The sequence below is a fragment of the Acidimicrobiales bacterium genome (assembly GCA_041394245.1).
Classification (GTDB): domain Bacteria; phylum Actinomycetota; class Acidimicrobiia; order Acidimicrobiales; family Aldehydirespiratoraceae; genus JAJRXC01.
Genome location: JAWKIR010000002.1, coordinates 362157 through 380565, shown reverse-complemented (window position 1 = coordinate 380565; position 18409 = coordinate 362157). Strand labels below are relative to the sequence as shown.

Sequence of the window (18409 nt, the reverse complement as noted above, 5' to 3'; positions counted from 1 at the left end):
GCCCATGGTCGCTCTCCACCCGGTTCCGCTCGATCCCGCGCCACTCGATCCGTCGATCCCCGACGACGATCTCGTCATCGCGCTGCCCGACGACGCGACGCTCGACCGGCCGGGTGTCGACGCCCTGGTCGAGCTCGCCACCGACGATCCGGCCGATGCCTGGTACGGCGACCTGGTCATCGCCGGGCGCGTGCATCGACGCACGGCGTGGAGTCCGACCCGGCTGCTCGCCGATCCGGTCGCAGCGGCTCCCGTCGCGGTCCGCGCCGGTTGGCTGCGAGCCCACGACACCTCCGCGGCGGCGTCCGACCTCGCGTTCCGGTTGGTGCGCGAGCGGGCCGATGTGGTCCATTTCACCACTGTGCTGACCCGGCACGCCTCGCTGCCGTCCGGCCCCGATCCCGCCGACATCGAGGCGCACCTCGCCGCACTGGCGATCCCCGCCGCACTCGACAGCGACCACCGTCTGCACGCGAACGACGAGTTCGCCCCCGAGGTCGACATCATCGTCCCGACGGCGGGCACGGTGCTCGGCGACGGCACGGTCGCCGCCATTCGTCTACGGGAGCGGCTCGGCCCGTTGCCCGACCGCATGGGGCTCGTGTTCGTGGTCGGCGACGAGTTCCGTGGCGATCCGTCGACGCTCGAAACGCCCGGGTGCCGGATCGTCCGCCGACCGGCGGGCCCGTTCAACTTCTCCGAGGCGGTCAACCTCGGCGTCCTCCACTCGCGGGCGACCCACGTGCTGCTGCTCAACGACGACACCGAGCCCGCGGGATCGTCGTTCGTCGACCGTATGGCGCTGCATCTCACCGACGCGACCGTCGGGGCGGTGGGCGCGCTCCTCACCTACCCCGACGGCACGGTGCAGCACGCCGGCATCGTGATCGACGACGCCCGGCCACTGCACCCCTTCGTGGGCTGGAAGCTCGCCGACACGGCCCCTCACGGCGGCCTGGTCGCGCGCGAGGTCGCCGCCGTCACGGGTGGCTGCCTGATGATGCGGCGCGCCGACTATCTCGCCGTCGGGGGCCTGTCGACCTCGTTCCCGCTGTCGTTCAACGACGTCGACCTGTGCGTGCGAGTGCAACGCGCCATCGGTCGGATCGTCGTCGAGCCCGCAGCGACCCTGGTCCATCACGAGACCCTCAGCCGCGAGCCGGTCATCACCGCCACCGAATGGGACCGCTGGATCGATCGATGGGGCGAGATCCTCGACCCCTGGTACCACCCCGCGTATCTGCGCCCCGACGACCCCCACGACCTGGCTCGCAACGCCGACCACCTCGAACCGCGACCGGGCGACACTCCCCCACCGACGCAGCTGCGCCGACCCCGACTGCAGTCCCGGGTGCACCGCGGACGACCCGCGTCGGGCAACGGCTGACGTATCGTCTCGACGTGTCCGTATTCGACGACCTGCCGGTGGCCGACGAGCCCGATCCGATCGGCAGCGACGATCCGATCGTCCTACGTACCGAGATCCTCCGCCTCCGCGAGAGCCTCCTCGCGTCCAACGGCCGTACCGAGGTCCTTCGTGATCGGATCGCCGAGCTCGAGCGCCGTGAGCACGAGCTCGACCTCGCCAACGCCGCGCTGCACGAGGAACTCGGGCGTAACCCGCTGGTGCGGCTGGCGCGGGCTGCTCGCCGACGCCTTCCGGGGGCGTCGTGAGCGCCCCCCTCGACGATCTGCTGCGTGCCTACGGCCAGGCCGAGGTCCTTCCGTCCGCGGAGCCGTCCGTCTCCTTCACGGTCGTCGTACGAACCATGGGGACCCGCCCCGTTTCTCTCGCCGAGGCGCTCGACTCGCTCGCGGCGCAAACCTTTCGTGACTTCGACGTGGTCGTGGTGGTGCACGGTCCACCCGACGTCGCCGATGCCGTGCGAGCGTCCGTGGCCGAGCGGCTGAGCGATCGTCTCAGCATCGTGACCGTCAGCGGCGGTGGCCGCGCCCATCCGCTCAATGTCGGGCTCGAACACGTCAACGGCTCCCATTTCTGCTTCCTCGACGATGACGACCTCGCCTACGACGATTGGTTGCAGGCATTCGCCGACGCCGCGGTCGCCGAGCCCGGTGTCATCCTCCGGGCCGTCACCGAGAGCCAGGACTGGACGACGGCGGGAGGCACAGAACCCGTCAGCCCCGTCGGCGATGTCGAACGACCGTTTCCCGACCGTTTCGACCTGTTGGCCCACATGAGCCTCAACCTCACCCCGATCTGCGCCCTCGCCTACCCACGAGGGGTGATCGACCCCCTCCGTCTCCGCTTCTGCGACGACCTTCCGGTCTACGAGGACTGGGACTTCCTGATGCGGGCGGCCATGGCGGTCGGGGTGGTCTCGATCCCGAGGGCGACGTCGCTGTACCGCCGCCTCGATGCCGGCAACGCCGACAGCGCCGAATCGGTCGCGACCTGGGAGAAGGCCCACGCGATGGTGATCGACCGCCTGTCGGCGACCCCGGTGTTGTTGCCGGCCGGTGATGCCCGCCGGCTGGCCGGCACCCACTTCGTGACCGGTGACCGCAGCCGCCACGAGGCTGATCTGACCGCAGCGCAGGCCGCGCTCGATCAACTCACACGGTCGCCGGTTCACTGGGCGCGGGCGTTCGCGGCTCGGGCCTCGAGCGCCGTGCGCAACCGACGCGCAGCGCGGCGGCCATGAGCAGGACAAGGTTGTAGGAGAACCACAGCACGAAGCTCTCGGTGAGGTTCTCCATCACGAGGAACGACACCAGCGCCAGCCACGTCCATGTCTCGACCGACGGTCGCCGCCACGCGTCGGTGATGGTGCCGTGGAGCGCCAGACCGACGATCACGACGAACGGGATCAGCCCCACCAGGCCCAGCCCGAGCCACACTTCGAAGAAGCTCCCGTGGGCGCTCCCCCGCGTCAGCAGGTAGTGCTCGGAGACGAAGTCGGCGTCGCTCCAGACATTGAACCAGCCGAAGCCCTGCAACGGGCGCTCGGCAATGCGATCGCGGACCAGGCTCCAGATCGTGCGGCGCTGGGCGAAGGTCGAGTCGCCCCAGAGCCGGGACAGAACGGCCAGGGCGATGACCGCCCCGACGACACCTCCGGCGAGGATGCCGCTGCGCACCCGCGCTCCGAAACGCGCACCGCCGACGCGGGCACCGACCACCACGAACGCCGCCCCCATGGCGATGAGCAGGGCGAGCCATGCCGTTCGGCTCCCACTGCCGGCCAGCACGACCGCCGCGAGCAGGACCAGCGCGCCGGCCGCCACGCGCCGCGCCCCGCGGGACTCGAACACGATGCCGACGCCGACGATCACCGCAATGGCGGCGACCGGGGCCAGGGAATTCCGGTTCGTGTAGATCCCACGCCAGTCGTCGTTGACATCCATCCCGATCGAGTCGGAGAACACGACGGCCGCGAGGCTCGCGCCGACGGCCACTCCCGCCGCGAGCGCCAGCGCGCGCCGGAAGGCCGCGAACTCGAGGTCGGCGATGATCCAGGCGAACGCCGCGAGACCGACATAGACGAGCGACCGCCCCCGCGTCAGTTCCGGCGTGAGGCTCCACGCGCTCGATGCCACCATCCACACGAGGAACCAGACGATCGCCACCGCGGCGACGGGGTTCGGAACCACGAGCCGCGCACCGTCGACCCGGAACCGATCGAGCACCACGGCGCCGACCGCGACGATCGCCACGGACATGAACACCGCCCTCGTGAAGGGCTCCTCCCAACTCCGCGGCTGTTCCAGCATGCGGTTCGCCACGAGGAAAACCGGGCCGTTCGTGAGGATGAGCACACCACAGGCCACGAGCAGGGTGCGGGCCGGGCTGAGATGCATCGTTCCATCGTACCGACGCCGAATCGGTAGGATCCGACCGGTCATGGCCATGTCCCTCACGCTCACTCCGTCGATGCGCAAGAGCGTGTCGCTGATCTACCACTTCGCCGAGCGCGAATCGAAGGCCCGCTACAAGCGCAGCCTGCTCGGATGGTTCTGGTCGTTCATGAACCCCCTCACCACGGTGCTGGTCTACGGCTTCGTGTTCGGCGTGGTCTACGGCGCCGAGGCCCCGCTCACCGACAACGGCAATGCCGAGAACTTCGGGCTCTATCTCTTCACGGGATTGATCGTCTGGAGCCTGTTCACCGGGGTCGTCAACGGCTCCATGGGCTGGCTGATCGGGGTGAGCGATCTCCGCAAGAAGATCTACTTCCCCACCGAGACCGCCCTGCTCGGTGGCGCCGCCGCGAACACCGTCCAGACCCTGCTCGAGGCAGTCGTGCTCCTCGCCATCATGGCCGTGATGGCGAACCTCTCGTGGACCGCCGTGTTCCTGCCCATGGCGCTGGCGCTGGCCCTCCTGTTCGGGCTCGGCATCGGCTTCATCGTCTCCGTCTTCAACGCCCGTTACCGAGATGTGCAGTACCTGGTCGGCATCCTCCTCAACGTCGCCTTCTTCACCGTCCCGATCGTGTTCACCGAGGACCTCCTGAACCGCGACGAGGTGCCCGACCTGGTCCGGACGCTGATCGTGTGGAACCCACCGTCGCTGTTCGTCGAGATCGCCCGCGACGCCATGTATTTCCTGGAGGTTCCCCAGTGGAACCGGCTCCTCGCCGCCACGGCGTGGGGCGTCGTCACCTTCTCGATCGGCTGGGTGTACTTCCGCGATCAGAGCATGGCCATCAGCGAGGAACCATGACCGTCGGCTCGATTCAGGTGCACGGAGTGTCGAAGAAGTTCCGCCTCGAGCGGAACCGCCCGAGCTCGATCAAGGAGGCGGTGCTCCGGATCGGCAAGACCTCCGACGCCGACGACTTCTGGGTACTTCGAGACATCGACCTCGACATTCCCCCCGGATCGTTCTTCGGTCTGATCGGCCACAACGGCAGCGGCAAGTCCACCCTGCTGCGATTGATGGCCGGCATCCATCGTCCGACCACCGGGACGATCGAGTCGGAAGGGCGTCTGTCGGCCCTGCTGGAGCTCGGGTCGGGCTTCCACCCCGATCTCACGGGCCGCGAGAACGTCTACCTCAACGGTGCCATGCTCGGTCTCAGCCGCAAGCAGATGGCGGCGTCGATGGACGAGATCATCGAGTTCAGCGGTATCGGCGAGTTCATCGACGAGCCCGTGAAGATCTACTCGAGCGGCATGTACGTCCGCCTCGGCTTCGCCGTCGCCGTCAATGTCGATCCCGAACTGCTCCTCGTCGACGAGGTCATCGCGGTCGGCGACGAAGAGTTCCAGCGCCGTTGCATGGCCCACATGAACAAGCTGCGGGCCGGCGGCACCACCATCGTGCTGGTGTCACACAACACCCAGCTGATGGCCGATCTGTGCGACACGCTCGGCTGGCTCGACCACGGGCGGCTGATGATGGTCGGCGAACCCGACGAGGTCATCGAGGCATACCTCGATCACGTCAACAAGGGCGACAACAGACTCACGACCCACGATTGACGCGACCGAAGAGGAATCCGACCCCCCACGCGACGTGCATGGTCGCGAACACCGCCATCAGCAGGTAGCGGTCGGACTTGCGGGGCAACGAGCCGCGGGAATCGCGGGCCACCACCAGCGCGGCCCCGGTGTAGGCGCCGGGGAGAAGGAATCCCCGAGCCCGTCCCCGCAGCAGTTCGACGGCCGACACGATGAGGCCGATCACGAGCAATGGTGCCACCGTCTGGCGGGGTTGGAGCGAACGGGGGTTGCGCCACAGCACGTGGCGCTTCCACGCGCCGTACTGGTAGTACTGGGAGGCCAGACGTCCGAAGGTGGCGCGGGGCCGATAGCTGACAACGAGCGTCGGATCGAGCCACACCTGGTGTCCGGCGTCGCGCAGGCGCCAGTTGAGCTCGTAGTCCTGATTGCGGTCGAGCGTCTCGTCGAACAGTCCGACGGCCTCGAGCGCGTCTCGACGGAACACCCCGAGGTAGACGGTGTCGGTCGGCCCTTCGTAGCCATCGCGTCGGAACCGGGCGGGGCCTGCGCCGAAGGGCGAACACATGCCGACGGCGATGACCCGCTGCAGGCCGTTGTCGCCCACGGGATGTTGCACCCCGCCGACATTGGCGGCTCCTGTGCGCCGGAGGGTCTCGACCGCCCGCTTGAGATAGCGGGGCGGGAGGATGCTCTGGGCGTCGACGCGCGCCACGATCGGCGCCGATCCCTTCGCTGCGGCGAGGTTGAGTCCCACCGGCGTCCTCCCCGTCGGGTTGGCGACGACCACGACGCGCGGATCCGCAGCCGCGCGCGCCTCGGCGATCTCCCAGGTGGCGTCGCGGCCCGGCCCCACCGCGACGGTCACCGCGATCGGCCCGCCGTAGTCCTGGTCGAGCACCGCGTCGAGGCAGGCATCGAGTGTCGCCGCCGCATCGAGCGCAGGGACGATGACGTCGACCGCAGGCAGCACATCATCGTTGAGGTCGCCGCTCATCGGGCGGACCGGCGGAGCATCACGAGGATCGTCTCCGCCATGATCTGGAGATCGAGCACCGGCGACCAGTTCACGACGTACTGGAGGTCATGACCGAGCTTGTAGCCGGGGTCGGTCTGATAATGGCCACGGATCTGGGCCAATCCGGTGATACCGGGGGGAAGGTCGTGGCGGCGCCCGTAGCCGGGGATCAGTTCCTCCAGGGCGGCCACGAACTCCGGTCGCTCGGGACGCGGGCCCACGATCGACATCTCCCCCTTGAGCACGTTCCAGAGCTGGGGGAGTTCGTCGAGACGACTTTCGCGCAGCCACCGCATTCCGGGCACCACGCGAGGATCGTCGGCGTCGGCGAGCACTGCCCCACTCGTCTCCTCCGCATCGAGGCGCATCGACCGGAACTTCACCATCATGAACCGCTCGGCGTCGCGGCCGACCCGTTCCTGCCGGAAGAGGATCCCCCGGCCGACCCGGAGGCGAACATAGAGCGCCACCGCGGGAACGAGCACCACCAGCACCGGCGACAGCAGCACCAGGACGACGAGTTCGAGCAGGCGCTTGAGGCGGAGTCGATAACCCGGCACTGCGTGGGCGCGGAGCGCCACGAACGGCATGCCGGCGATCTGACGACTGCGCTGGAGGCCGAGCAGCGTGTCGGAGGGCGAGATCCGGTAGAACACGCCGACCTTGCGATTGGCCAGTGCCTCGAGTGGGTGGGGATACACGAGATCGAGCGAGTCGCCGCTGAGCAGCAGGACATCGGTGGCGCCGACTCGTGTCACCTGTTCGAGCAGCCCCTCGGCCACCGCGGTCTGGCCGACGACCTGCGCATCACCGCCCGAGTCGGCGAGGTGCGCTCGGGCCAGCTCGATGTCGTCGGGGTTGCCGACGAGGAGAATGCGCGACGTGCCGAAACGTCGTGAGCGGAGCCGGCGGGCAACCCAACGGTTCAGCGTCACCGCAACGGTCGCGAGACCGAGCAGCGCTACCAGGTTGCCGCGGGGCATGAGGTAACGCTCGGCGGCGAGACCGACGGCTGCGCTGGCGAGCACGGCGGTCGACGTCAGCAGCGAGACCTTCGGCAACCAGGGCGGCAGCCCGAGGCGCTGCTCGTATTCGTACATCCCGCCGAAGTAGTAGATGGTCATGTGGATGGCCGTGGCCACCGCGAAACCCACCAGATAGTAGGAGCGTGCGTAGGTGGGCCAGTCCAGTCCGAAGCGGGCGATCGTGATCGCGATCATCAAGCCGAAGAGGGTGAGCGCGTCGACGACGTGGAGGTAGCGGAAGCCGTGGCGCCGCAACCGGCGGATCACGGGCGCCTCGCCGGTGTGCGGCAGCGTCTGTGTAGGGGTTCGTTGTGTCTGCATCGACGTCTCGGCCCTCGGACAGGCTTGCTGGATGCTAACCGAGGGACCGTTCGGCGCGAGCGGCAGACGCGTGGGCCACCAGCGCCGCGAGCGCCTCGTGGGCCTCGTGGAGCCCCGCGACGACCACGCCCTCGTCCGGAGGTGACGGCGGTTCCAGGTCGCCGACCGCCGCCCACGAATCGACGAGGTGCACCCACGATCGGTCGATCTGGGCGACGAGTGAACGCACCTTGGCCTGTGTCGAGATCACCACGGCGGGAACACCCGCACGCGCCGCGAGGACCACCGGGTGGTAGCGGGAGCTGACCACGAGACGGGCACCGCACACGCGCCGCACATGCTCGTCGACGTCGGGCGGAACGAGGTTTGCGCGACAACGCAGGAGTGCACGCAGATCAGCGGCGGCGTCGGCATCCCTGCCCCCGCGGAACCGGGTGAGCACAACCGGGGCGTCGAGCCGCGCCGCCAACGAATCGATCGCCGCAGCGATCTCGGTCAGGGGCGGAGGCTCGATCCGCCGAGCCGCCGGTTTGACGAGGCCGGGACGGACGGCGCCGCCCATGCTCACGACGATCTCACCGGTCGGCGACGGGGTCGGCAGATCGAGACCGAACACGACATCGGCCCCCGTGCGGGCGGTGAGCCCCACCATCGCCAGCGCGGCCGACGAGGCCTCGTCGCGGGCGATGATCTCCGCCGAGCCCAGGGCCCGACGCAACAGCCACGCCGAGGAGCGACGCCGAAGCGGCTCGGCCCCGATGCCGATCGCAGCCACGGGGAGCCCGCGTCGAACCGCGAGCAGCACCACCGAGAGGTGGGCAGGAAGGCTCCACAGACTCGACGAATCCTGCAGGATTCCACCGGGACCGAGACACACGCCGTCGAGACGGTCGAGGACCCGTCGACCGCGTGGCCCCCACGCCACCGCCTCGACCCCGTGGAGCACTGCGGTCGCCTCGGGATCCTGCGATGCCACCACCGGATCGGCCCCGAGACCTCGGAGACGGGTGACGACGGCACGGGTGAGCAGCTCGTCGCCGACATTGCCCGCGCCGGCCCAGCCGGAGACGAGAATCCGGGGTCGGTCATTGTCGGGTGAAAGCGTGCCGGGCACTCCGCGGACGCTACCCCTCCTGGTAACGTTCTCGGACCATGGCGAGCACCACCCAACCCCGACTCTCGGTCGTGATGCCGTGCTACAACGAGTCGGCAACCATCGGCGAAATCGTGAAGCGGGTCCTGGCAAGCCCCCATACGGCCGAGTTGCTGATCGTCGACGACGGATCCACCGACGGCACCCGAGACCTCCTGGCGTCGTTCGACGACGAGCGTGTACGAGTGCTCCTCCAGCCCGAGAACCAGGGCAAGGGGGCGGCGATCCGTCGGGGATTCCAGGAAGCCCGCAGTGAGTTCGTCATCGTCCAGGATGCCGACCTCGAATACGACCCGGTCGACTACGACCTCGTGCTCGAGCCATTGCTCAACGACGTGGCCGATGTCGTCTACGGCAGCAGATTCCAATCGGGTCGCCCCCGCCGCGTGCTGTACTTCTGGCACTCCGTCGGCAACCGGGCACTCACGCTGCTGTCCAACATGTTCACCGACCTCAACCTCACCGACATGGAGACCTGCTTCAAGGCCTTCCGCACCGAGGTCGTGACCTCGCTCGATCTGAAGGAGGACCGCTTCGGGATCGAGCCCGAGATGACCGCCAAGGTGGCCGCCGGCGGTTGGCGGGTGTGGGAGGTGGGAATCTCCTATTCGGGTCGTACCTATGCCGAGGGCAAGAAGATCAACTGGCGCGACGGCGTCGCCGCCGTCCGTTGCATCGTGAAGTACGGGTTGGAGACCCGACGGAATCGGCCCAGCCACCTCCGGGGCTGAGCGATCGTTCAGAAGAGTGCGAGTTCGGGCGGCGCCACGGCACCGATCCACGCGTCGCCGGCATCGGCGAGGCGGAATTCGAAGGTCACCATCTGGGCCCGTGTGACCTCGTCGTCGGGTGAGAACGTGGACGCCGTCGTGCCGGTCGTCAGACCGTGCTCGGCCATCCAGTCGACCGCAGTGTCGTAGAACGCGCCGGCGGCGACATCGCGGAATCCCGACCCGATCGACGGCGGCGGTTGACCGGCCGTGCGCCACATGAAGGTCGCGAGCTGGCCACGGCTGACCGGTGCATCGGGCGAGAACACGCCGGGAGCCGTGCCGGTCGTGACGCCCGTCGCCGCGGCCCATGTCACCGCGGCGGCGTACCACTGGTCCGCCGCGACGTCGGCGAACCCCGAGGCCGTGCCCGCGTCCGGCGCACCCATGAAACGCCAGAGGAAGGTCACTGCCTGTGCCCGGGTCAGCGCGCCGTCCGGGTCGAATCGGTTGCCGCCGATGCCCGTCGACACGCCGGTCGCCTTCGCCCAGTCGGCAGCCTCGACCCAGTACCCCTCATCGGCGTCGCCGAACGGTTCGAAGTCGACGAGCGACGCCAGACGGAGCTCGGGATAGCGAGGGTCGCGATCGAACGGGCTGGGCGTGGGCCGTTCGATCATCGAACCCGACACTCGCAGGAGGTTGCGGACCCGCTCGACGGACCACCCGCTCGGCAGGCTCGAGTCGACCAGCGCGAATGCCGCAGCGACGTGGGGCGACGAGAACGACGTTCCCTGCTGGGTCGCGAAGCCCGACGGGTCATGGCTGGTGAGGGCAGTCGTGGTGATCGGGCTCCCCGGCGCGAGGAGGTCGAGGTCGGGACCGGTGTTCGAGAACGGGGCGACCTCGCCGTCGCTCGTCGATGCACCGACCGACACCACGCCGGCCAGACAGGCCGGGAAGGTGAGCGAACCGGCCCACCCCTGGTTGCCGCTCGCCGCGACCACTGCGATCCCGGCGCCGGCCAGCCGATCGACGATGTCCTCCCATGCAGCACTCACGCAGTCGCCGGGCGGACCTCCGAGGCTCAGGTTCACGGCCGCGATGTCGTAGGTGTCGCGCAGCGAGTAGACGGCTTCGAGGGCAGCCAGGACACCGGCCTCGGGGATGTAGGTGCGATAGGGGAACTCCGGGTCACCCTCGTCGGCCAGCCCCTCGACGACGGCGCCGACCCGCAGCGCGATGATCCCGGCGTCCGGGGCGATGCCGGTGTAGGTCTCGTCGTCGCCCGTGACGACCCCGGCCACCGCCGTCCCGTGGGTGCAGCTCTGCGGGATGGTGACGCAGGGCTCGGCCGAGGTGTCGTTGCGAGTCCCGTTCTCGCACAGTTCCGTCACGCTGACCGCAGGCTGGTTCGAGAACGTGGGCACCCCGTCGAGAAAGCAGCCCTGGGCGACGACCGACCCGACGAGCGCCGGGTGATCGACATCGACCCCACTGTCGATCACCGCCACGACCCTCCCTTCGCCGGTCAGTCCCCTGGCATGCAGTTCGGCCGCGCCGATGGTCGCCGCACTCTCGTCGAGCAGCAGCTGAAGGTCCTGGCGGGCGGGTCGCACCGCTTCGACCGCACTCGACGACTGCAACGCGGCGAGCCCCTCGGGACTCACATCGGCCGCCATCAGGTCCAGCTCACCCACGACGCCGGTCGACTGGATCCCTTCGTGTGCCAGATCGAGCAGCGCGGCGATCGCCGGGGCGTCGCCGGGCACCCCCATGTCGACCAGTTCGACGAGCATCGGGACGCGCTCCTCGACGACGACCGGTTCGGCGGCGGGCCCCGCATCGACCACACCCTCCTGCGCGCCCCCCACACCGGACAGTGGGCCCAGGAGGGCGGCGACGACGATCAGCGGGAGCGGGAGACGCACACAGTTCCCTTCGGCATCGGCGGGCCCGATCTGACGCTACTTCGCGCCGGGAGGGCAAAACCGCGCGGTGACCGACACAGCAGCCGAGATTCTTCTAGGTTTGCACTGTCCTCGAGCGGGCGGTCCGCCGATGGGTCTATCGATGATCACTCTTCAGCTCCGTCGCCTCTTTCTCGCGGTGCTCGTCACCATGGTCGCGTTCGGCACTTCGCCCGCGGCCGCGGACGAGCCGACCATCACGTTCTACGGTGGTGGTTTCGGTCACGGCATCGGCATGTCCCAATACGGGGCGCTGGGCCGGGCCCAGGCCGGACACACCTACGACGAGATCCTCGACTTCTATTATCCGAACACCGCCATCGGTACCGCGGGCGGCTTCGGCGTCGACGACGTCGACGTGCTGCTCGAGAAGCGGAGCATGGTGGCGATCTCCCGACCGTGGACCGGCGGGGCGCCCCAGCCAGGCTGGAAGGTCGAGATCACGGCCGACGGCGGGTTCTCCGCAACGGCGACCGAGCCGGTCACCGCCACCCAGACCGGTGGGGTGTGGAGCGCGACGGTTCGCGACCGCGACGAGAACGGCGAGGTCATCCTCGACGGGAACGGCGACCCGGTGCTGATCGAACTCTGCAACGCGTCCTGCAGCGGCGTGCTCTCGTTCCGCGTGATCGGCGGTACCCACGCCGTCGTCGAGCAGTCCGAGGGCGGCACCAACGTCGGCATGCCCCGCGGTGGGACCGTGGCGGGCGCGTATGCCGGCGGCAAGATCGTCCTGCGTCCGTCGACGCTCGGCGGTGGCTGCGGAACCGGTACCACGTTCTGCGTCATCCACGCCGGTGTCGATCTGGAGCAGTACCTCCGCGGCATCGCAGAGATCCCCACGTCGTGGCCGGTCGAGGCCCAGAAGGCGCAGGCCGTCGCTGCCCGTAGCTATGCCGCGTCGGCGATCATCCGCCGGGCCGGCAACGGGACGGCGTGGGACGTCGAGAACAGCACCAACGACCAGTACTACGTCGGCTACGGCGTCGAACTCGACGGCTGTGGCAACTGGTGCAACGGCGTGACCGGCACTGCGGGCGAGGTCGTCGTCCACGGCGGGGCGATCGCCGAGACGTTCTATTCGGCCTCCAACGGAGGGGCGACGGCCGAACCGCCCGATGTGTGGGCGAGCGGGACGACGCGTCCGTATCTCGTGGCCCGCCCCGATTCCTTCGACGGCAACGATGCGAACCCCTACGCCCCCCGCGAGGTCGTCTACTCCGTCAGCGACGTGAGTCGCTGGCTCAACGAGTACCACCTCTCCTATCCCTCGGTCGGCGACCAGCTCCAGGTCGGCACGGTCCGCAACATCCGGATCGACGACGTACCCGCCTCCGGGCGGGTCAACTTCGCAACGGTGACGATCGTGGGAACCGAAAAGACGGTCGTTGTCGATCGAGACGGCGACGGCAGCGGCGACGACCCCTACGGCGAACGCTTCTACAATGCGCTCAAGGTCGGCTGCCAAGCCACCCCGGGGTGCGATCCGCTCCGCTCGTCGAACTTCCAACTGCGCGACATCATGCCGTTCGCCGACGTCCGCTTCGGTGACTTCTTCTACGAGCCCGTCCAGTGGATGACCACCGAGGGCATCACCACAGGTCTCTCACCGACGAACTTCGGCGCCGGCGTCAGCAACACGCGTGCGCAGCTGGCGACGTTCATCTGGCGCTTTGCCGGCGAGCCGGCGCCGACCGAACCCCACGGCTTCGGTGATCTCGTGACCGGCAGCTTCTACGAGGACGCCGTCGCGTGGATGAAGGAGACCGGCATCACCACCGGGACCTCGCCGGGCCGCTTCTCCCCCGAGGGTACGGTCACCCGGGGCCAGGCGGCCGCCTTCCTCTGGCGCTTCGCCGGCAGCCCGGAGTCGTCGGCGTCGCTGTCGTTCACCGACGTGCCGAGCGGCAGGTACTACACCGACGCGGTCCGTTGGATGGTGGAGTGGGGCATCACGACCGGCACGACGCCGACGACCTTCTCCCCCGATGCGCTCCTCACCCGTGCCCAGATCGCCACGTTCCTCTGGCGCCTCGCCGCAGCCCCCGACGCATTTGCCGACGGCGTCGAGCTCCCGTTGGCGATGCGGTGACCAGGTGATCCCGCGCCGACGGATCCTCCAGGCCGCCGCCGCCGTTCCGGCGATCGGTCTCCTACCGGCCTTCGTTCGTTCCGCCGCAGCGACCGGCACGCCTGTGGGGGCGGGGATGGTGCTCGAGACCGAGGGCCTCACCGGGTTCTCACTGAGCTGGACGGGAACCGACCACCCGGGCGTGACGGTTCGCCCGCTCGTGCGCGGCGTCTGGGGCGACCTCATCGATGTCGAATCCGACCACGGCCACGGCCCCGACGACCCCACCGGCCGGTTGCACGGACCGGCGGTGATCGTTCCCGGCGCGGAGGCCTTCTGGATCACCAACGTGGGAGCGAACGACCTTCGTGTCCACGAGATCGCGGCGCCGGACCGACCGCTCCGACTCGCCGATCTCGCCGTCGTCGAGCCCATCCCCGGACTCGAGATCCTCGAGCGCAGCAACTGGACCGACGTCGGCCGCCGCGACACGATCGACTGTGCGATTCCGTCATCGGTGTTCGGCCTCGGCTGCCGGGCCGACGTCGGCCTCCGACATGCCATCGTCCATCACACCGTCAACCCCAACGGTTATGCCGAGTCCGCCGTGCCGAGCATGCTCAACGGGATCCAGCGCTACCACATGCAGACGCGTGGCTGGGACGACATCGGCTACAACTTCGTCGTCGACCGGTTCGGACGGATCTGGCAGGCCCGCGAAGCCGACCTCTACGAACCCATCTCGTCGGGCCACACCACCGGCCTGAACGCGGAGAGCGTGGGAGTGGCCGTGCTCGGCACCTTCAGCGAGGAAACCGTCCCCGATGCCGTGATCGACTCGCTCGGGCTGCTGATCGGTTGGAAGCTCAGCCTCCACGGTGTCGATCCGCTCGGCCACACGCTCGTGCGATCGACGGGCGGCGACTTCGCGGAGCCCGGCGAGTTCGTCGACGTCCGCAACGTCAGCGGGCACCGTGACAACCAACAGACGTCGTGCCCGGGCAGCTCGCTCTACGGGCGGATCGACGAAGTGCGGATCGCGGCCGCCGAACTCGTGCCCGTCTTCGGCCACATGACCCCCACCTACACACTCGACGACGTTCACTGCCGCGGCTGGGCAATCGACCGCTTCGACCAGGCCGCACCCCAGGACATCGAGATCATCGTCGACGGGGGCACGCCGCTCGTCGTTCGCGCCGATCTCGAGGTCGACGGACTCGACACCGACTATCCCGACGCCGGCGCCGCCCACGGCTTCGACCACACGGTGCCGATCGATCTCGACACCACGTCGATCGTGGTGCGGGTGACCGCCGGCGACGGGCGCACCGCCGATCTGATGGATCTCTCGCTGTTCGCGACCTTCATCGACGTCGAACCGACCCGCTTCTTCGCTCCCGGCGTCTACTTCCTTCGCAAGCGAGGCCTGACCACTGGCACGCAGCCGGGACTCTTCGAGCCGATGGACCACGTGACCCGGGGCCAGATGGCGACGTTCCTGCATCGCTTCATGGATCTGCCCGCCTTCTCCCGCCCCGCGCCGTTCGACGACGTCGTCGCCGACTCCTTCTACGAAGACGCGGTGAACTGGCTCTACGAAGCGGGTGTCACGACCGGAACCTCCCCCACGACGTTCGAGCCCGCGGCGTTCGTCACCCGCGGCCAGATGGCGACCTTTCTGTGGCGTATGTGCGGCGAACCGGCCCCCACCGCCCCCTCGAAGTTCGTCGACGTGCCGGCGGGTGCGTTCTACGAGGTCGCGGTGACCTGGATGGCCGAACTCGGCATCACCACCGGCGTGTTGCCGACGCGCTTCGCGCCGCTCGATCGGATCCGCCGCGGCGAGATGGCGACGTTCCTCTATCGACTCGCGACGACCCCCGCAGCATGGTCGCTCGTCGATCCGCCGTCATCGGTCGAGTTCTAGACCCGCCAGTTCGTAGGTCCACGCGGTCAGATCGTCGACCGGATCGCCGCACCACTCGAGCATGCGCTGTCGCCCCTCGTCGTGACGCTGCTGAACGGTCTCGGGATCGCGCAGCATCCGATCGAGCTCGGCGAAGAAGGCGGCCTCGTCGGTGAGGAGGAAGGCCCGCGTCAGTCCCCAACGCTCCTCCAACTCCACCTGATAGGGGTGGCGGCCGGCCCAGGTGTTGAACCGCAACGACGGAGTGCCGATCACGCCGGCCTCCGAGCACACCGTCTGGCTGTCTCCCACGACGAGTTCTGCCGCAGCGAGCACGTGATGGAAACGATGATGTGCCGAGCGAATCCGGCGGTCGGCCAGGTCCGCCGGCAGCTCCGCCTCCGAGGAGATCAACACCGTGCCCGTCGCCGACATCATCTCGATGACACGGTCGATCTGGCCTCGACTCATCCCCGCCTCGCTGACATCGTGGCTTGCGGTGAACGCGGTCAGCCGGAGCACGTGGAACCGCTCCTCCGACTCGAGTCCCAGCTCTTCACGGATCGTCGGATCCGGGGTGAAGCGCGACGGGTGGAGGTAGAAGAGTTCCTTGTAGCCCTGGTAGCGACGGTGCTGCTTGCCGTAGCTCTTCTCGGTCGCCGTCGGGCTGGCGATGATGTTCGCGAGCGGACCCGCCACGTAGTAGAGGAAGCCGGCGACATGGCCGTCGTCGGTGTCGTACATGACCGGCGTTCGGGTCAGCCGTGCCGCGTGCACCCCGGCCGGCGAACGGGTCAGGACCACATCGGGCCGGAACCGGCGCACGGTGCGAAGGGCCCGCCAATCACGCACGAGCAACTCGCGGGCGAGACCGAGCATCGACGTGCCTGCGGTCGACGCACGCACGTGGGGACGCCCCCGCGCCTCGATCAGCTCCACGACGGAGTCCTTGCCGGGGCGCGACAGCCACAGGGTCTCCTCGCCGTTCGCGACCAGTCGGTCCTCCACCGCGCCCAGCGTCCACACATCGGCGGGATGCACCGCGTCGATCAGCACCTTCATCCCGGGCGACGGTAGCGTCGCGGAATGCCCTCCGCGCTGCGCCGACTCCTCGACCAGCGTGCGCAACCGCTCCCGGCGACCCTGCGTACGGTCCTGCTGGTGGTCTCGGCAGGCGGCGTGGTCGTCGCTTCGGTGTGGGCATGGCAGTCGAGCGGGCTGCGAACGGGCGACATCGAGTGGGTGCCCATCGTCGTCGCCTTCGTCGTGGCCGCGCCGACGAGCCTCGCGCTCAAGGCGCTCGAGTTCCGGGTCGCGGCGAGCGTTGCCGGCCAGCATCCAGGGGCCCGGAGGAGTCTCGATGTCGCCGTCGTGTCGTCGGCCGCCAACCTCCTCCCGCTGCCCGGCTCCCTCCTCGTCACCGTCCGATCGCTCTCCGAGGACGGCACGACCTACGGGCACGCCATCGCTGCATCGGCCGTGCCCGGACTCGCCTGGCTCGGGATCACCGGACTCGTCGGCGGCGCCGCGATCGGGATCGAGGGCAGCCCATGGCTCGCCGGACTCGTCGTGCTCGCAGGGCTCGGCGCCGCGGCCGCGGCCGCGATGCTGTTCCGCTCGCACGCTCCCGAGGCCGGTCGGGCCACCCTTGCGGCGACCATCATCGCGGTCGAGGCCGGCTGGCTCGGCGTGAGCGCGCTGCGCCTCGGGCTGGCCGTCAGCGCCCTCGGGGTCTCGATCGAGCCGACGCAGGCGGTTGCGCTCTCGGTCGCCGGTGCGCTGACCGTCGCGATCGGCTTCTTCCCCGGCGGTCTGGGCGTGCGCGAGGCGTTGCTCGCCGGGTTGTCGCCCCTCATCGGTCTGCCGTTCGACACCGGCGTGCTGCTCGGCAGCCTCGACCGTGTGGTCTGGCTCGCCTTTCTCGCCCTCGCCGCCCTGATCCTCTCGGCGACGTCCCGACCGGTCAGGTGAGGCGGGCCACCAACTCGCCGAGAGGCTCGCGGAAGTCGCGCGTCTCGGGAAGACCCGAGAGGCGCAGCGCCATGTTGTCGAGGACCGAGTTGGCCGGACGGGGGGCCGGATAGTTCATCCCCAGCTCCTCGGTGGAGCAGGGGTTGACCCGGGCCGGGTCGGCGCCCGCGGCCTTGGCCACTTCGCGGGCGAACTCGAACCAGCTCACCGCACCCTGGTTGGTGACGTGGAACAGGCCGGGCCGCTTCGACAACGCGAGGTCTCGCAACACCGGGGCCAGGTCGGAGGTGAAGGTCGGGTGACCGACCTGGTCGTCGACGAACGTGAGCGTCTCGTGCTCTCCCAGCAACCGCAGGATGGTCTTCACCATGTTGTGGCCGTGTTCGCCGCACACCCAGGCGGTACGCACGACCGTTGCGTCGGGGCCCGCCTCGATCTCGCCGGCGAGCTTCGATCGGCCGTAGACCGACACCGGGCAGGGATCATCCCATTCGTGGTACGGGCCGGTCTTCGTCCCGTCGAACACGTAGTCGGTCGACACCGACGCCAGGTGGGCGCCGGTCTGTCGGCAACCCTCGGCGAGATGACGTACGGCGAGCGCGTTGACCGCATAGGCCAGGTCGACCTTGGTCTCACAGTCGTCGACCGCGGTGATGGCGGCACAGTTGATGACGATGTCGGGACCGATCTCGTGCAGCGCACCGAGCACGAGGGCCCGATCGGTGATGTCGAGCTCGGGAAGATCCACCGCGACGACGTCGTGTGGCTCCAGCAGCGGCTGGATCTCGGTGCCGAGCTGACCGTTTGCCCCCGTGACCAGGATCTTCATCGTCGCAT

General features: G+C 69.0%; 16 protein-coding genes. 9 read left to right on the top strand and 7 right to left on the bottom strand.

All coding sequences use genetic code 11. The features are described from left to right. Positions 1-4 precede the first annotated feature (4 nt). Genes R2707_01960 through R2707_01950 form a run of 3 tightly spaced genes read left to right on the top strand, consistent with a single transcriptional unit; the run spans position 5 to position 2666 of the window. The gene (locus R2707_01960) at positions 5-1387 is read left to right on the top strand and encodes a hypothetical protein (protein ID MEZ5243834.1); all 1383 of its coding nucleotides are present in this window, start codon (positions 5-7) and stop codon (positions 1385-1387) included. 14 nt (positions 1388-1401) lie between these two features. Further along, entirely contained in the window at positions 1402-1674 is a 273-nt protein-coding gene (locus tag R2707_01955; GenBank protein MEZ5243833.1) for a hypothetical protein, read from the top strand. Continuing rightward, complete coding sequence (locus R2707_01950; protein ID MEZ5243832.1) at positions 1671-2666, top strand: glycosyltransferase; 996 nt, start codon at positions 1671-1673, stop codon at positions 2664-2666. The genes R2707_01955 and R2707_01950 overlap by 4 nt, the downstream gene beginning before the upstream one ends. Here the strand turns inward: R2707_01950 and R2707_01945 are convergent. Then, positions 2578-3822, bottom strand: a complete 1245-nt coding sequence (locus tag R2707_01945; GenBank protein ID MEZ5243831.1) for an O-antigen ligase family protein — start codon at positions 3820-3822, stop codon at positions 2578-2580. The genes R2707_01950 and R2707_01945 overlap by 89 nt on opposite strands. A gap of 43 nt (positions 3823-3865) precedes the next feature. Between R2707_01945 and R2707_01940 the strand changes: the two genes are divergently transcribed. Beyond that, positions 3866-4687, top strand: a complete 822-nt coding sequence (locus R2707_01940) for an ABC transporter permease (protein MEZ5243830.1) — start codon at positions 3866-3868, stop codon at positions 4685-4687. Beyond that, positions 4684-5448, top strand: coding sequence for an ABC transporter ATP-binding protein (locus tag R2707_01935; protein MEZ5243829.1), 765 nt, complete (start codon positions 4684-4686; stop codon positions 5446-5448). Before R2707_01940 ends, R2707_01935 begins: the two co-directional genes overlap by 4 nt. Here R2707_01935 and R2707_01930 read toward each other — a convergent pair. The 3 genes from R2707_01930 to R2707_01920 are packed head-to-tail and all read right to left on the bottom strand — an operon-like array spanning position 5432 to position 8905. After that, complete coding sequence (locus R2707_01930) at positions 5432-6424, bottom strand: glycosyltransferase family 2 protein (GenBank protein ID MEZ5243828.1); 993 nt, start codon at positions 6422-6424, stop codon at positions 5432-5434. The two genes, R2707_01935 and R2707_01930, sit on opposite strands and share 17 nt — an antisense overlap. Next, positions 6421-7791, bottom strand: coding sequence for a sugar transferase (locus R2707_01925; protein ID MEZ5243827.1), 1371 nt, complete (start codon positions 7789-7791; stop codon positions 6421-6423). Before R2707_01925 ends, R2707_01930 begins: the two co-directional genes overlap by 4 nt. Before the next feature lie 34 nt (positions 7792-7825). Further along, the gene (locus R2707_01920) at positions 7826-8905 is read right to left on the bottom strand and encodes a polysaccharide pyruvyl transferase family protein (GenBank protein MEZ5243826.1); all 1080 of its coding nucleotides are present in this window, start codon (positions 8903-8905) and stop codon (positions 7826-7828) included. Between the two features lie 38 nt (positions 8906-8943). Here R2707_01920 and R2707_01915 point away from each other — a divergent pair, with 38 nt between their 5' ends. Beyond that, on the top strand, positions 8944-9675 hold the full coding sequence (locus R2707_01915) for a glycosyltransferase family 2 protein (GenBank protein ID MEZ5243825.1): 732 nt from the start codon (positions 8944-8946) through the stop codon (positions 9673-9675). 8 nt (positions 9676-9683) lie between these two features. On the opposite strand, the gene R2707_01910 is transcribed toward R2707_01915, so the two are convergent. Then, positions 9684-11585 carry a S8 family serine peptidase gene (locus R2707_01910; protein ID MEZ5243824.1) on the bottom strand — a complete coding sequence of 634 codons (1902 nt, stop codon included), beginning with the start codon at positions 11583-11585 and terminating at the stop codon, positions 9684-9686. A 142-nt stretch (positions 11586-11727) separates the two neighbouring features. Between R2707_01910 and R2707_01905 the strand changes: the two genes are divergently transcribed. Both R2707_01905 and R2707_01900 read left to right on the top strand, forming a co-directional pair. Further along, positions 11728-13716, top strand: coding sequence for a SpoIID/LytB domain-containing protein (locus R2707_01905; GenBank protein ID MEZ5243823.1), 1989 nt, complete (start codon positions 11728-11730; stop codon positions 13714-13716). 4 nt (positions 13717-13720) lie between these two features. Then, positions 13721-15622, top strand: a complete 1902-nt coding sequence (locus tag R2707_01900; GenBank protein MEZ5243822.1) for an S-layer homology domain-containing protein — start codon at positions 13721-13723, stop codon at positions 15620-15622. On the opposite strand, the gene R2707_01895 is transcribed toward R2707_01900, so the two are convergent. Next, positions 15605-16663, bottom strand: coding sequence for a hypothetical protein (locus R2707_01895; protein MEZ5243821.1), 1059 nt, complete (start codon positions 16661-16663; stop codon positions 15605-15607). The genes R2707_01900 and R2707_01895 overlap by 18 nt on opposite strands. Before the next feature lie 24 nt (positions 16664-16687). On the opposite strand from R2707_01895, the gene R2707_01890 reads away from it, so the two are divergent. Next, on the top strand, positions 16688-17572 hold the full coding sequence (locus R2707_01890) for a hypothetical protein (protein ID MEZ5243820.1): 885 nt from the start codon (positions 16688-16690) through the stop codon (positions 17570-17572). Here the strand turns inward: R2707_01890 and rfbD are convergent. Beyond that, positions 17565-18401: a dTDP-4-dehydrorhamnose reductase gene (gene rfbD / locus R2707_01885; protein ID MEZ5243819.1), complete on the bottom strand. Its 837-nt coding sequence runs from the start codon at positions 18399-18401 to the stop codon at positions 17565-17567. The genes R2707_01890 and rfbD overlap by 8 nt on opposite strands. Positions 18402-18409: the final 8 nt, after the last annotated feature.